Annotated in this window: 16 protein-coding genes; 15 read left to right on the top strand and 1 reads right to left on the bottom strand. The window is 68.7% G+C overall.

The window, feature by feature from the left end:
* The first annotated feature begins 89 nt into the window (after positions 1 to 89).
* The 4 genes from DDE23_RS24170 to DDE23_RS24155 are packed head-to-tail and all read left to right on the top strand — an operon-like array spanning position 90 to position 2,957.
* Positions 90 to 521, top strand: a complete 432-nt coding sequence (locus DDE23_RS24170; RefSeq protein WP_107755160.1) for a PaaI family thioesterase — start codon at positions 90 to 92, stop codon at positions 519 to 521.
* Positions 518 to 1,060: a PaaI family thioesterase gene (locus DDE23_RS24165; protein ID WP_107755161.1), complete on the top strand. Its 543-nt coding sequence runs from the start codon at positions 518 to 520 to the stop codon at positions 1,058 to 1,060. The genes DDE23_RS24170 and DDE23_RS24165 overlap by 4 nt, the downstream gene beginning before the upstream one ends.
* Complete coding sequence (locus DDE23_RS24160; protein WP_107755162.1) at positions 1,057 to 2,346, top strand: MATE family efflux transporter; 1,290 nt, start codon at positions 1,057 to 1,059, stop codon at positions 2,344 to 2,346. Before DDE23_RS24165 ends, DDE23_RS24160 begins: the two co-directional genes overlap by 4 nt.
* Positions 2,343 to 2,957 carry a hypothetical protein gene (locus DDE23_RS24155; protein ID WP_107755163.1) on the top strand — a complete coding sequence of 205 codons (615 nt, stop codon included), beginning with the start codon at positions 2,343 to 2,345 and terminating at the stop codon, positions 2,955 to 2,957. The genes DDE23_RS24160 and DDE23_RS24155 overlap by 4 nt, the downstream gene beginning before the upstream one ends.
* A gap of 10 nt (positions 2,958 to 2,967) precedes the next feature.
* Here the strand turns inward: DDE23_RS24155 and DDE23_RS24150 are convergent, their stop codons facing one another.
* Positions 2,968 to 3,345, bottom strand: coding sequence for a hypothetical protein (locus DDE23_RS24150; protein ID WP_107755164.1), 378 nt, complete (start codon positions 3,343 to 3,345; stop codon positions 2,968 to 2,970).
* Positions 3,346 to 4,070: 725 nt separating this feature from the next.
* Here DDE23_RS24150 and DDE23_RS24145 point away from each other — a divergent pair.
* The 11 genes from DDE23_RS24145 to DDE23_RS24085 form a co-directional block, all read left to right on the top strand.
* Positions 4,071 to 4,475 carry a YbgC/FadM family acyl-CoA thioesterase gene (locus DDE23_RS24145; protein ID WP_107755165.1) on the top strand — a complete coding sequence of 135 codons (405 nt, stop codon included), beginning with the start codon at positions 4,071 to 4,073 and terminating at the stop codon, positions 4,473 to 4,475.
* Positions 4,476 to 4,599: 124 nt separating this feature from the next.
* Positions 4,600 to 4,989 (top strand): tol-pal system-associated acyl-CoA thioesterase, encoded by a 390-nt coding sequence (gene ybgC / locus DDE23_RS24140; RefSeq protein ID WP_107755166.1) that lies wholly within the window; start codon positions 4,600 to 4,602, stop codon positions 4,987 to 4,989.
* A gap of 113 nt (positions 4,990 to 5,102) precedes the next feature.
* Positions 5,103 to 5,798, top strand: a complete 696-nt coding sequence (tolQ, locus tag DDE23_RS24135) for a protein TolQ (RefSeq protein ID WP_107755167.1) — start codon at positions 5,103 to 5,105, stop codon at positions 5,796 to 5,798.
* 3 nt (positions 5,799 to 5,801) lie between these two features.
* A complete protein-coding gene (locus DDE23_RS24130; RefSeq protein WP_107755168.1) occupies positions 5,802 to 6,278 on the top strand; it encodes an ExbD/TolR family protein in 477 nt (158 codons plus the stop codon).
* A 6-nt stretch (positions 6,279 to 6,284) separates the two neighbouring features.
* Entirely contained in the window at positions 6,285 to 7,469 is a 1,185-nt protein-coding gene (locus DDE23_RS25250; protein ID WP_157958117.1) for a hypothetical protein, read from the top strand.
* The gene (tolB, locus tag DDE23_RS24110; RefSeq protein ID WP_107755172.1) at positions 7,466 to 8,788 is read left to right on the top strand and encodes a Tol-Pal system beta propeller repeat protein TolB; all 1,323 of its coding nucleotides are present in this window, start codon (positions 7,466 to 7,468) and stop codon (positions 8,786 to 8,788) included. The genes DDE23_RS25250 and tolB overlap by 4 nt, the downstream gene beginning before the upstream one ends.
* 114 nt (positions 8,789 to 8,902) lie before the next feature.
* Positions 8,903 to 9,406 (top strand): peptidoglycan-associated lipoprotein Pal, encoded by a 504-nt coding sequence (pal, locus tag DDE23_RS24105; RefSeq protein WP_107755173.1) that lies wholly within the window; start codon positions 8,903 to 8,905, stop codon positions 9,404 to 9,406.
* A gap of 91 nt (positions 9,407 to 9,497) precedes the next feature.
* Positions 9,498 to 10,724, top strand: coding sequence for a tRNA lysidine(34) synthetase TilS (gene tilS, locus DDE23_RS24100; protein WP_107755174.1), 1,227 nt, complete (start codon positions 9,498 to 9,500; stop codon positions 10,722 to 10,724).
* Between the two features lie 76 nt (positions 10,725 to 10,800).
* Positions 10,801 to 12,711 (top strand): ATP-dependent zinc metalloprotease FtsH, encoded by a 1,911-nt coding sequence (ftsH, locus tag DDE23_RS24095; RefSeq protein WP_107755175.1) that lies wholly within the window; start codon positions 10,801 to 10,803, stop codon positions 12,709 to 12,711.
* A gap of 73 nt (positions 12,712 to 12,784) precedes the next feature.
* Positions 12,785 to 13,375, top strand: a complete 591-nt coding sequence (locus DDE23_RS24090; RefSeq protein ID WP_107755176.1) for an MOSC domain-containing protein — start codon at positions 12,785 to 12,787, stop codon at positions 13,373 to 13,375.
* Between the two features lie 129 nt (positions 13,376 to 13,504).
* Positions 13,505 to 13,637 (top strand): formate--tetrahydrofolate ligase (locus DDE23_RS24085; RefSeq protein WP_116548264.1); only part of this gene is annotated, 133 nt, incomplete at its 3' end.

Raw genomic sequence — 13,637 nt, 5'->3', positions numbered from 1 at the left:
GCAACCGCCTTGGCGCGCCTCACCGGGGCCTTGCCAAGGGGGCCGGATCGCGCCAAGGCTGGGGGCGCGAGCCACAGGCAGGACATCCCATGACCGACCCCTCTCCCGCGCAGCGTTTCATCGAGGCGATCCCGCATTCGCGGGCGCTGGGCATGCAGCTGGAGGAGATCGGCGAGGGGCGGGCGGTGATTTCCATGCCCTATGACGCGCGGTTCATCGGCGATCCGGCCACCGGGGTCATCGCCGGGGGCGCGGTTTCGGCGCTGATGGACACCTGCTGCGGCGCCGCCGTCATGTCCTATCCGGGGGCACGGGGCACCGCGACGCTGGACCTGCGCATCGATTACATGCGGGCGGCGAAGCCCGGCCAGCGGATCATCGCCCGGGCCGAGTGTTTCCACGCCAGCCGCACCGTCGCCTTCGTCCGCGCCACCGCCCATGACGAGGACGAGGGCCTGCCGGTCGCCACCGCCTCGGGCGCCTTCACCATGGAAAGCGTCACGCGGGAGGGCGGCAAGTGAGCCGCGCGAAGCCCGAGCCCGTGCAGGTCGTCAAGCAGCGCCGCGACAGCGCGCTGAAGGCGCTGATCGGCGGCATTCCCTATGTCCAGTGGCTGGGGATCCAGTTCGACCGCCGTGGCGACGAGCTGACCGCGACCCTGCCCTTCGACGAGAAGCTGATCGGCAATCCCTTCCTGCCCGCGATCCATGGCGGTGTGACCTCGGCTTTCCTCGAGATCACGGCGATGATCGAGCTGAGCTGGTCCATGCTCTGGGAAGAGATGGAGAAAGGCACGCTCGACCCCCGGGCGCTGGATGCGCAGCACCTGCCGCGCCTGCCGAAGACCATTGATTTCACCGTGGATTACCTGCGCTCGGGCCTGCCGCGCGATGCCTATGCCCGGGCCCGGGTCAACCGCTCGGGGCGGCGCTATGCCTCGGTCCATGTCGAGGCCTGGCAGGACAACCGCGCGCGGCTGTTCGCGCAGGCGACCGGGCATTTCCTGATCCCCACGCGCCAGCCGCTGGCCGCGCCGCCCGAGGGGACCGCGACCGAATGACCCCGCTGACCCACCGCCGGGTGCTGGTCATCGCCCTGCCGATCGTTGCTGCGAATGTCACGGTCCCGCTGCTGGGGCTGGTCGATACCGCGGTGGTCGGCCAGCTGGGCGAGGCGGCGCCCATCGGCGCGGTGGGGCTGGGCGCGGTGATCCTGTCGGCGTTCTTCTGGATGTTCGGCTTTCTGCGCATGGGCACGACGGGGCTGGCCGCGCAGGCCCATGGCGCCGGCGATGTGGCCGAGACGGGGGCGATCCTCAAGCGTGGGCTCCTCATTGCCGGGGCGGTCGGCGGGCTGTTGATCGCGCTGCAGCTGCCGCTGATCTGGGGCGCCTTCCGCCTCGCCCCCGGTTCGGCCGAGGTCGAGGGGCTGGCCGCGCAATACCTGCAGATCCGCATCTGGGGGGCGCCCGCGACCATCGGCATGTATGCGCTGACCGGCTGGCTGATCGCGCTGGAGCGGACCCGGGCGGTGATGGTGCTGCAGGTCATCACCAATGGCGCCAATATCGCGCTGGACCTGTGGTTCGTCCTCGGCCTCGGCTGGGGTGTGCCGGGGGTGGCGCTGGCCACGCTGATCGCCGAATGGTCGGGGCTGGCCTTCGGCCTCTGGCTGGTCCGGGACGGTTTGCAAGCCACCGGCGCGCGGATCTTCGACGCGCTGAAACTGAGGCGCATGGCGACGGTCAACGGCCATATCATGGTCCGCTCGGTCCTCTTGCAGGGCTGTTTCACCGCCTTCCTGTTCCTCAGCGCCGGGCGGGGCGACCTGACCATCGCCGCCAACCAGATCCTGCTGCAATTCCTCGAGGTCATGGCCTATCTGCTGGACGGTTTCGCCTTCGCCGCCGAGACGCTGGTCGGCCAGGCCGTCGGCGCCCGCAACCGCGCCCGGCTGGCTGACAGCGTGCGCCTCACCTCCATCTGGGGGCTGGCGGGGGCGGGGCTGATGGCGGCGCTCTTTGCCCTCCTTGGTCCGGCGATCATCGACCTGATGACCACGGCCGAGGATGTCCGGGCCGAGGCCCGCCATTACCTGCCCTGGGTGGTCGCGGCCCCGCTGGTGGGGATCGCCGCCTGGATGTTCGACGGCATCTTCATCGGCGCCACGCTCACCCGGGAAATGGTCCTGACTGCCGCCTTCTCGGCCGCCACCTACACGCTTTGTGTCTGGCTGACCTGGCCCATGGGCAACCATGGGCTCTGGCTGTCGCTGATGCTGTTCAACGCCGCCCGCGGCCTGTCACAGGCCGTGTTCTATCCCCGCATTGCCCGATCTCTCGCATGAACCCTGACCACATCACCCGCCTCTTCACCCGTCCCGACGGCCGCTATGTCTTTGCCCGCTGGGGGCGTCCGCTGGCCCCGGTGGTCTTCGGCGTCGACGACGCGACGCTCGCCACCGTCAAGGGCGCCATCGAGGCGGTCGTGGCGCTCGCCGGCCACAGCATGGCCGAGACCGATCCCGAGCTCGGCGCCAATCTGATGATCTTCTTCTTCCGCGACTGGGATGAATTGCTGGCCGTCCCCGACCTCGACCGGCTGGTCGAGGGGCTGGCGGCGCTGGTGCCCCGGCTGAAGGCGCAGGACGCGAACCAGTACCGGGCCTTTCGTTTCGACGCCCAGGGCGCGATCAAGGCCGCCTTCGCCTTCATCCGCATGGACGGCCCGATGGCCGAGGTTCCGGCCGAGGATCTGGCCCTGCTGCAGGCGGTGCAGGTGATCCTGCTCTGGGGCGACGAGGCCTTCCGCGACCTGCCGCCGCTGGCTCGCGCCAAGGGCGTCGCCGTCCTGCGCCCCGAGATCGCCGCCGTGATCCGCGCCGCCTATGATCCGGTGATGCCCGCCGCGACGCAGGACCCCAGCCACGCGCTGAGGCTGGCGGCGCGGGTGGGGTGATGGACGCTTATCAGTGCACGGAAAGCCAGACGAGAGACAACGCACCGGCAATCAACAGCGGAACCGCGGCCATAACAGCAACGAACAGCCACCATGAGGTCGCGTAAGCCTCTGGGTCACCCAGATCGCCGACTCTCGGGTGTCTGAAAGTTGTCAACACGGCCCGAGCCAAACCCGCCGCATCGATCTGCCTTTGATAGATGGTTGTCGTGGGACGGTACCAGAGCAGGCCTCCGCTGGCGGTACTCGCGTGGAACAATTTTTCTGCAAACGCGGTCATGCGCGGCTTGTCCCAATACAGGAACGGGACAATCTTGAGGCCCGCGCCAAAGAGGGCGAACAGGATCACCGCCATATCGAGCAGGCCGACCCAGACGAGGGGATTCATCACGGTTCTCCTGCTTCGACCCGAACCTCTCGATATCTAGGACCTCGGCCCAAGCCCTGCAACGGACTCGACGGGGCCCCTTACGAATGCGCCCGCGGGTCGGGGCTTAGCCAGATTCCTGCGCCCTCACAAAACCCACTTCCCCCACCCCATTTCATACCTCTGCCGCAGCGTCTCGTTCGTCAGCACCACGCGCTCCCGCATCAGGTACAGATGCCAGCTCTGGCCATCCACCGGCCGCGGCTGGGCGAAGGCGCGGCACCTCAGTACCGCCAGATTGTGCCCCCGCCCGCGTCACCGCCTTGGCGACGAGCCGCGCATCATCAAGGGGCGGGGGATCGGCGAGGGGGAATATTCGGGCCTCCTGTCATTCCATGGAAAGAAATACGGGATTTCTATCGGTAGAAAGCGACAACGGGCCTTTAGCCTGGTCGCGGCTCTCAGAGCCGGCCTGATGCCGGTCGACCGCCGCCAACGCCCTCGGGCCGCGACTCACCCGGCCCCGACAGCCTCGATGCCGCTGCCGGGGAAGGGGGCGTCGTCATCGGGAAATGGTCTTTATCGCTGTCTTTGCGCCTCGAATCGTTGCCGTATTTACTCTGCGTCACTTAAATCAGGGCGGGTTGTTTCGCAGGTGTTGACAACCAAAGGGTGAGTGTTGCCTTGTCGACAGGAAGTCTGCCCGGTCTCTGTCCGGCCGGGCCATCCAGCACGGTGGACCTGACATGCACCAATTTCCCGTGACCGTTTATTACGACGAAACCGACCTCGGCGCGATTGTGTATCACGCCAATTACATGAAGTTCATCGACCGGGCGCGGGCCGATTGGGTGCGGGGGCTGGGGGTCGACCAGAACGCGCTGCGGGACGAGGGCATGGTCTTCGTCGTCCACAAGATCGAGGCCGAGTTCCTGGCCTCGGCCCGGCTGGAGGACCGGCTGGTCGTGACCACCGATGTGCTCGACGTGACCCGCTCGCGGCTCTTCCTCGACCAGCGGGTCTATCGCGGCGAGACGCTCTTGTTCCGCGCCCGGGTGTCGCTGGTGCTGATGAGCCTCGACGGGCATCCCCGGCGGCTGCCCGACGCGCTGCGGTCGCTGGGCTGCGAAAGGGTGACGGCGGCGGAATAGGGCCGACCCCGCGCCCGGCAATCTTGACAAAAGCCCAAGGCGCCCGGACAAGTCCTTGAAAAGGCTAAGCCAGCCTCGGTGTCCCATGCAGGGGGCATTCAGGCAGCCAGCCCCGGGGGCCGCCATGCATACCTTTCCCGTGACCGTCTATTACGAGGATACCGACCTCGGCGGGATCGTCTATCACGCGAATTACCTGAAGTTCATCGAACGGGCCCGCTCGGCCTGGGTGCGGCAGCTGGGGGTCGATCAGAACGCGCTCAGGGCGCAGGGGATCGTCTTCGCCGTCCACCGGATCGAGGCCGATTTCCTCAGCCCCGCCCAGCTGGATGATGCGCTCTGCGTGACCACCCGGGCCGTCGCGCAGAGCCCGGCGCGGCTGACCCTCGACCAGCAGGTTTTCCGGGGCGAGACCCCGCTGTTTCGCGCCCGTGTCACGCTGGTCTGCATCACCACCGGCGGCAAACCCCGCCGCCTGCCCCCCGAACTGCTGGTCTTAAGCGGAAACGCGTAACATTCGCGTGCTGCCATTGGTGTTTGTCTTGGAAACCGGCTAGAATCACGCCAAACGAGGGCCGCCCGCCGGGCAGGCTCCAGACGCGGCTGGTTACGAGCAGGACAGAAGGCATGGACAGCACTACCCTGGCGCAGGCCAGCGACATCGACTTTTCGCTCATCGCGCTTTTCTTGCGCGCGACCTTCACCGTGAAGATCGTCATGATCCTGCTGATCGTGGCCTCGTTCTGGTCCTGGGCGATCATCATCCAGAAACACCTGATCTTCCGCCGCGCCCGCAAGGACGCGCAGCTCTTCGACGCGGCCTTCTGGTCGGGCGAGCCGCTGGACGAGCTGTATCGCCGCGTCGGCACCGCGCCGCAAAGCGGGCCCGAGCGGATCTTCGCCGCGGGCATGGCCGAATGGCAGCGCTCGCACCGGCAGGACGGGGCGATGATCGCGGGCGCCGCCCAACGCATCGACCGTTCCATGGATGTGGCCATCGACCGTGAGGGACGCGAGCTGAACGCCAACCTGACCTTCCTCGCCTCGGTCGGTTCGGCCAGCCCCTTCGTCGGCCTCTTCGGCACGGTCTGGGGGATCAAGGCGGCGTTCGAGGAGATCGCGATGGCGCAATCGACCAACCTCGCCGTGGTCGCCCCCGGCATCGCCGAGGCGCTGCTGGCCACCGGTCTGGGCCTGCTGGCCGCGATCCCGGCCACGATCTTCTACAACAAGCTTTCGGACGACAGCGAGGCCATCGCCTCGGGCTACGAGCAATTCGCCGACGAATTCGGCACGCTCCTGTCGCGCAACCTGGACGCCTGAGCCATGGGCGCGCAAGCCATCCGCAAGCAGAGCGGCTCGGGCACCCGCCGCCGCCGCCGGGGCCATTCCGCCAAGATGGCCGAGATCAACGTCACGCCGATGGTCGACGTGATGCTGGTGCTGCTGGTCATCTTCATGGTCGCGGCGCCGATGTTGGTCGTCGGCGTGCCGGTGGAACTGCCGCGCACCGCCGCCGGCGCGCTGCCTGCGCAGCAGGAAGAGCCGCTGTCGATCACCCTGTCCGCCGACGGCACGATCTCGCTCATGACCACCCCGGTGGCCGAGGGCGACCTGATCCCGCGGCTGCAGGCCATCGGCGCCGAGCGCACCGATGACCGGGTGTTCCTGCGGGCTGACGGCTCGATCCCCTATGCCCGCGTGGTGCAGGTGATGGGCGCGCTCAATGCGGGCGGCTTCCACAACATCGGGCTGGTCACGGAAACCGACGGCCCTACCTTCGGCGCGACTGAAGGACGGTAAGATCTGATGGCGGTCATGGCTCAGGTTCGGATGGACACGGGACAGAAGGTCTCGGCCCTGCTGCATGGCGGGCTGATCCTCTGGGTCCTGCTGTTCGATCTGTTTCACGCCCCCAGCGATCCCCTGATGCCCGAGGTGACCGAGGTTTCGATCATCTCGGCCCAGGATTTCGCCGAGCTGACGCAGGCGGCACCGCCCGCGCCCGCGCCGACCCCGGAACCGACGCCCGCCCCGGCACCCGCGCCGACGCCGGATCCCGCGCCGATCGCCCCGCCTGCGCCGATCGCGCCGCCGACCCCGGTCACGCCGCCCGCGCCGATCCCGACGCCCGAACCGGTGCCGATGCCCGAGGCCGACCGCCCGCAGGCGGCCGTGGTGGCGCCGACGCCGACCCCCGATTCCAGCCTGCGCCCGGTGCAGCGCCCGGCCGAGCGCGTGGCGCCCGAGGCCGCGCCCACGCCCGCGCCGGAGATTGCCGTCGCGCCCCGCGATCAGGCCGCCATCGTGCCCGATGCCAGCGCCACCGTGAACGCGCCCGAAGCGCAGGAAGCCACCCAGCGCGAGGCCGCCGCGACCGAGACGGTGACCGAGGCCACGACGGTCAGCGAGACCGAGCCGGTGCGCCGGACCGCCACCGCGCCCGAGGTCAGCCTGCGCCCGCGTGCCCGTCCGCAGCAGGTCGCCGCGGTCGAGACCCCGGCGCCGACGCCTGCCCCGACTCCAACCCCGACTCCGACACCCACGCCGACGCCCACGCCGACCCCGGCCCCCGCCGCGACGCCCGAGCCGCCCGAGGCGGATGGCCCCAGCGCCTCGGCGGTGAACGACGCGCTGGCACAGGCGATGGCGGGTGCCTTCGAGCAGACCGCGAGCCTCAGCCAATCCGACATGGATGCGCTGCGCCTCAACGTCGAATCCTGCTGGAACGTCGGCATCCTGTCGACCGAGGCGCTGAACGTGGTCATCACCATCGGCTTCGAGATGACGCCCGACGCCCGGCCGATCGAATCCTCGATCCGTCAGGTCACGGCCTCGGGCGGGTCGGCGGGCGCGCAACAGGCCGCCTTCGACGCCGGGCGACAGGCCATCGTCAGCTGTGGTATCAACGGCTATGGCCTGCCGCAGGACCTCTACGATCAGTGGCGCAACGTCGAAATCACCTTCAACCCCGCCCGGATGAGCAACCGATGACAGACCTTTCCCGCCGCCCCCTCCTCGGCCTGCTGGCCGGCGCTGCCATCGCCCCCCGCATGGCTCTGGCGCAACAACCCCTCAGGATCGAGATCACCGAGGGGGTGATCGAGCCCGTGCCCTATGCAATCCCCGATTTCGTGCCGGAAAACGGCGCGGGCGGGGAATATGGCGCGCAGATCGCCCGGGTGATCGCCAACAACCTCTCGGGCACCGGCCTTCTGCGCGAGATCCCGGCCAGCGCCCATGTCGGCCGCATCACCAGCTTCGACAGCCCGGTGCAATTCGCGGACTGGCGGGCGATCAACGCCCGGGCGCTGGTCACCGGCGCGGTGCGCGCCAACGGCCAGCAGCTGAGCGTGAAATTCCGGCTTTTCGACGTGGTGAGCGGGCAGCAGCTGGGCGACGGGCTGCAGCTGGATGGTCAAACCAACGCCTGGCGGCGCATCGCGCACCGGGTCTCGGACCAGATCTACATGCGCCTGACCGGCGAGACCGGCTATTTCGACAGCCGCGTCGTCTTCATCGCCGAAAGCGGGCCGCGCAACGCCCGGCGCAAGCAGGTGGCGATGATGGATCAGGACGGCGACGGCGTGCAATACCTGACCGACGGCACGTCGCTGGCCTTCGCGCCGCGCTTTTCGCCGACCGGCGACCGGATCCTCTTCACCAGCTACGAGACGGGTTTCCCGCGCATCTATCTGATGGATGTGGCCTCGCGCCGGCGGCAGGTGATCGGCGACCAGCCGGGCGAGATGACCTTCGCGCCGCGCTTTTCGCCCGATGGCGGCACGGTGGTCTATTCGCTCTCGGTCGACGGGCGAACGGACCTCTATATGCTGAACCTCGCCAGCGGCCAGCGCTGGCAGCTGACCACCACCGACGCCATCGACACCGCGCCCAGCTTCGCGCCCAACGGCCAGCAGATCTGCTTCGAGAGCGACCGCACCGGCGGCTCGCAGGTCTATACGATGAACGTCCAGGGCGGGCAGGCCTACCGCATCAGCCAGGGGCAGGGCCGCTATTCGACGCCAGTCTGGTCGCCGCGCGGCGACATGATCGCCTTTACCAAGCAGCACAACGGCCGCTTCCACATCGGCGTCATGCGCACCGATGGCTCGAACGAGCGGCTCCTGACCGCGAGCTATCTGGACGAGGGCCCGACCTGGTCGCCCAACGGCCGGGTCATCATGTTCACGCGTGAAGAGCCGGGCACCGACCCGACCCTGATGTCAGTGGACATCACCGGGCGGAACCTCAGGCGCATCCCGACGCCGGGGCCTGCCTCGGACCCGTCGTGGTCGCCGCTGCTGCCGTGATTTTCCGGGCGCGACGCCCGGCATCAACCCAAACGTGACATTCCCAAGATTCCCCCGAGGCGCCAGTTCTGATAGACTGCGCCCGGGCAGGACAGGACAACAAGGACGAGAGACATGAACACTCTGACCAAGGCGATTCTGGTGGTCGCCGCGCTGGCGCTGGCCGCCTGCAACAACCCCCGTGGCGGCGACGGCATGGACGGCGGCATGGGCGCCGGCGGCGGCATCGCCTCGACGGCGCTGGGCGATCCGAACGATCCGACCTCGATCGCCTATTTCAACGAAACGATCGGCGACACGGTGACCTTCACCGTCGATTCGAGCGACCTGTCGCCCTTGGCGCAGAACGTCCTGCGCACCCAGGCGAGCTGGCTGAACCGCTTCCCCGAATACCAGATCCTGGTCGAGGGCCATGCCGATGAACGCGGCACCCGCGAGTACAACGTGGCGCTGGGCGCCCGCCGTGCCGCCCGCGTGCAGCAATTCCTGATCGCCGAGGGCGTCAGCGCGGTCCGCATCCGCACCGTCAGCTACGGCAAGGAACGCCCGATCGAGGTCTGCGCCGAACAGCGGTGCTGGGACGCCAACCGCCGCGCGGTGACGGTCGTTTCGCGCTGAGCCGGGTGAGCGACTTTTGGGAAAAAGCCGGGGGGCCTTCTGCCCCCCGGACCCCCCGAGCGTATTTCGGGCAGAATGAAGGGGCAGGGTCGTGAGCGACGCTGCCCTTTCTGCGCTTCTGGCGGCCTGCGAGGGCTTTGACCGGGTCGGCGTCGCCGTCTCGGGCGGCGGCGATTCCGTGGCGGCGCTGGTGCTGGCGGTCGAGGCTCTGGGCCCGGCTCGGGTGGCCGCCGTGACCGTCGATCACGGGCTGCGCACAGAGGCGGCGTCCGAGGCGGCGGGGGTGGCGGCGCTTTGCGCGCGGCTCGGCGTGGCGCATGACGTGCTGCGCTGGGACGAGGGGCCGGCGGGCGGCAATCTGATGGGCGAGGCGCGGGCGGCGCGGCTGCGGCTGATCGGCGGCTGGGCCCGGGGCCGGGTCGGCGCGGTGCTCTTGGCGCATACGCGGGACGATCAGGCCGAGACGCTGCTGATGCGGCTGGCGCGGGGCTCGGGCGTTGACGGGCTGTCGGGGATGGCGGCGCAGCGCGAGGCGGAGGGGATGGTCTGGCTGCGGCCGCTGCTGGGGGTGTCGCGGGCGGCGTTGCGTGACGTGCTTCGGGCGCGGGGCGTGGCTTGGGTCGAGGATCCCTCGAACGCCGATCCGCGCTTCCTGCGGGTGCGGGCGCGGCAGGCGCTTTCAGTGCTGGAGGGGCTGGGCATCGACGCCGCGACGCTCGCCGCCACCGCCGGGCGGATGCAGCGCGCCCGGACGGTGCTGGAGGGGGCGGCGCAGCGGGCGCTGGAGGCGCATGTCACCGAGGATCGCGGCATCCTGCGCATCGGCGCCGCGACGCTGGACCTGCCGGGCGAGACGCGGGACCGGCTTTTCGCGCATCTGCTGATGCAGCTTTCGGGCAGCGCCTATCGGCCGCGGCTGGAGGAGTTGCAGCGCCTGCTGGCGGCGGGGCGGGGCACGTTGGCGGGTTGCCTGCTGCGCCGCCGTGGCGACAAACTGTTTCTGGGTCGCGAGGCGCGGGCGGTGGCGGAACTCGCCTGCCCCGCCGGTCAAGACTGGGACGGGCGCTGGCGGGCCGCGGGACCGGGGCCGGCGGAAATCCGGGCGCTGGGGCAGGCGGGGCTTGTGCAGCTCAGCCAGCAGGCGCGGGACGGCCTGCACCCCCATTGGCGCGCGACGGGGATCCCCGAACCGCTGTTGCAGGGCCTGCCGGGCCTCTGGCGCGACGGGCGGCTGGTGGCGGCGCCGCTGGCCTTCTGGCCGCAGGGCTGGTCACTTTCTGCGCGACCTCTCGCCGCGATTGCAGCCGCGGGGGCATAATCGCATTGAAGTCGCCCCCCGCATCACTATCTTAGAGCCAATCGGCCGGACGCGGCCTCGGTTATGGGAGAGCCCTGTGGGCAACGCGCGTAATTTCGCCTTCTGGATCGTCCTGTTCTTTCTGATGATCGTTCTGTTCACGCTGTTCAACAACGGCGCCAGCACGACCAGCGGACGGACCATCGGCTATTCGGATTTCCTGCAGCGGGTCGAGGCAGGCGATGTCAGCCGGGTCGTCATCGACGGCGAGACGCTGCGGGTCACCGACCGGTCAGGTCAGGCCTATACGACAATCCGCCCCACGGGCGAGAATCCGACGGACCGGCTGATCGAATCGAACGTCAGCGTCGAGGCGCGGCCGCAGGAGCGGTCGGGCCTGATGTCGGCCCTGTCGGTCTGGCTGCCCTTCCTGCTGCTGATCGGCGTCTGGATCTTCTTCATGAACCGGATGCAGGGCGGCGGGCGCGGCGGCGCCATGGGCTTTGGCAAATCCAAGGCGAAACTCCTGACCGAGAAGCACGGGCGCGTCACCTTCGACGACGTGGCCGGCATCGACGAGGCCAAGGACGAGCTGGAAGAGATCGTCGAATTCCTGCGCAACCCGCAGAAGTTCAGCCGTCTCGGCGGCAAGATCCCGAAAGGCGCGCTGCTGGTCGGCCCGCCCGGTACGGGTAAGACCCTGCTGGCCCGGGCCATCGCCGGTGAGGCGGGCGTGCCCTTCTTCACCATCTCGGGCTCGGACTTCGTCGAGATGTTCGTGGGTGTCGGCGCCTCCCGGGTGCGCGACATGTTCGAACAGGCCAAGAAGAACGCGCCCTGCATCGTCTTCATTGACGAAATCGACGCGGTCGGCCGCTCGCGTGGCGTCGGCTACGGCGGCGGCAACGATGAGCGCGAGCAGACGCTGAACCAGCTGCTGGTCGAGATGGACGGCTTCGAGGCCAACGAAGGCATCATCATCATCGCCGCCACCAACCGGCCTGACGTTCTGGACCCCGCGTTGCTGCGTCCCGGCCGTTTCGACCGTCAGGTGCAGGTGCCGAACCCCGACATCAAGGGCCGTGAGCGCATTCTGGGCGTGCATGCCCGCAAGGTGCCGCTGGGGCCGAATGTCGATCTGCGCATCATCGCCCGCGGCACGCCCGGCTTCTCGGGCGCCGACCTCGCCAACCTGGTGAACGAGGCGGCGCTGATGGCCGCCCGGCGCAACCGGCGCTTCGTCACCATGCAGGATTTCGAGGACGCGAAAGACAAGGTCATGATGGGCGCCGAGCGGCGGTCCATGGTGATGAACGAGGACGAGAAGAAGCTCACCGCCTATCACGAGGCCGGGCATGCCGTCGTCGGCCTGCACGTCCCGCAGCATGATCCGATCCACAAGGCGACGATCATTCCGCGCGGCCGGGCGCTGGGTCTGGTGCTGAGCCTGCCGGAACGTGACCAGCTGTCGGTGACCTACACCAAGTACAAGTCCAAGATCGCCATGGCGATGGGCGGCAAGGTGGCCGAGGAGCTGATCTTCGGGAAAGAGAACGTGACCTCCGGCGCCTCCTCGGACATCCAGCAGGTGACGCGGATCGCCCGTGCCATGGTCACGCAATTCGGCTTCTCGGATACGCTGGGCCATATCGACTACGCCAACGAGCAGCAGTCGTATCTCGGCAATTACTCGGGCGGCTCGAACGCGAGCCAGGCCACGCAGGAAAAGATCGACGAGGAAGTCCGCAAGATCGTCGACGAAGGCTATCAGACCGCCAAGCGGATCCTGACCGAGCATGCCGACGAGCTGGAGAACCTGGCTCAGGGCCTTCTGGAATACGAGACCCTGACCGGGCCCGAGATCACCCGCGTCATGCGCGGCGAGGGGCCGGGCCGGGACGAGGACGACGCGCCCTCGTCGGGCACGCCCTCGGTGGCCTCGATCCCGAAGACCCGGCCGCGCCGCTCGAATGACGATGGCGGGCTGGAGCCCAATCCCAGCGCCTGACCCAAGGCTGCGCCTGCAAATCCCCCCGGCACCGCGCCACGGTGCCGGGGTTTTTCGTTCCGGAGATACGCCCATGCCCGCCCTCGCCAAGACCGCCCATGTCGCCACGATCACCTGGCTGGGGCTGGTTGCCGACCGCGCCGCCGCGCTGCCCTCGCATCCGGTCGAGGCGCTGGAACTGGGTTTCGACGGGCCCTTGGGCGAATCGCATGGCGGCATGACCCGGCCTTCCTGCTCGCGGGTGCTGGGCCTTTATCCGCGGAACACGCCCATTCGGAACACCCGGCAACTCTCCATCGTCTCGGCCGAGGAACTGGCGGCGATTGCCGCCGAGATGGGGCTCGACGCGCTCGATCCCGCGCTGATCGGCGCCTCGATGGTGGTGTCCGGCCTGCCCGATTTCAGCCATCTGCCGCCCTCGTCCCGGCTGCTGGCGGAGAGCGGCGCCTGCCTGACGGTGGATATGGAAAACCGCCCCTGCACGCTGCCCGCCCGCCCCATCGAGACGGCGCATCCCGGTTACGGCAGGGATTTCAAACCCGCCGCGAAGGGCCGACGCGGCGTCACCGCCTGGGTCGAGGCCGAGGGCCGCGTGGTGCTGGGCGACCGGCTCACGCTCTTCGTGCCGGACCAGCCGGCCTGGGCGGGAAACGTTCCCCGCTGACCCCGAAGGTTCCGATCGGAAACCCGGCAGGGCGGAAAAGGCCACCGAGTGGTCGTAAAAGGGATGTATACATTCTTCGCGGATGGTTATCCCTGCGGCAAAGCCACGAATGTGCAGGGGAGGCGCTTCATGTCGTTCAAAACGGATATCGAGATTGCGCGTGAGGCGCGGAAGAAGCCGATCATGGAGATCGGCGACAAGCTGGGGATCCCGGCGGAGCATCTTCTGCCCTATGGCCATGACAAGGCGAAGGTGAGCCAGG

The sequence above is a fragment of the Pararhodobacter aggregans genome, assembly GCF_003075525.1.
GTDB classification, from domain to species: domain Bacteria; phylum Pseudomonadota; class Alphaproteobacteria; order Rhodobacterales; family Rhodobacteraceae; genus Pararhodobacter; species Pararhodobacter aggregans.
This window is presented reverse-complemented; position numbering and strand designations above follow the sequence as displayed.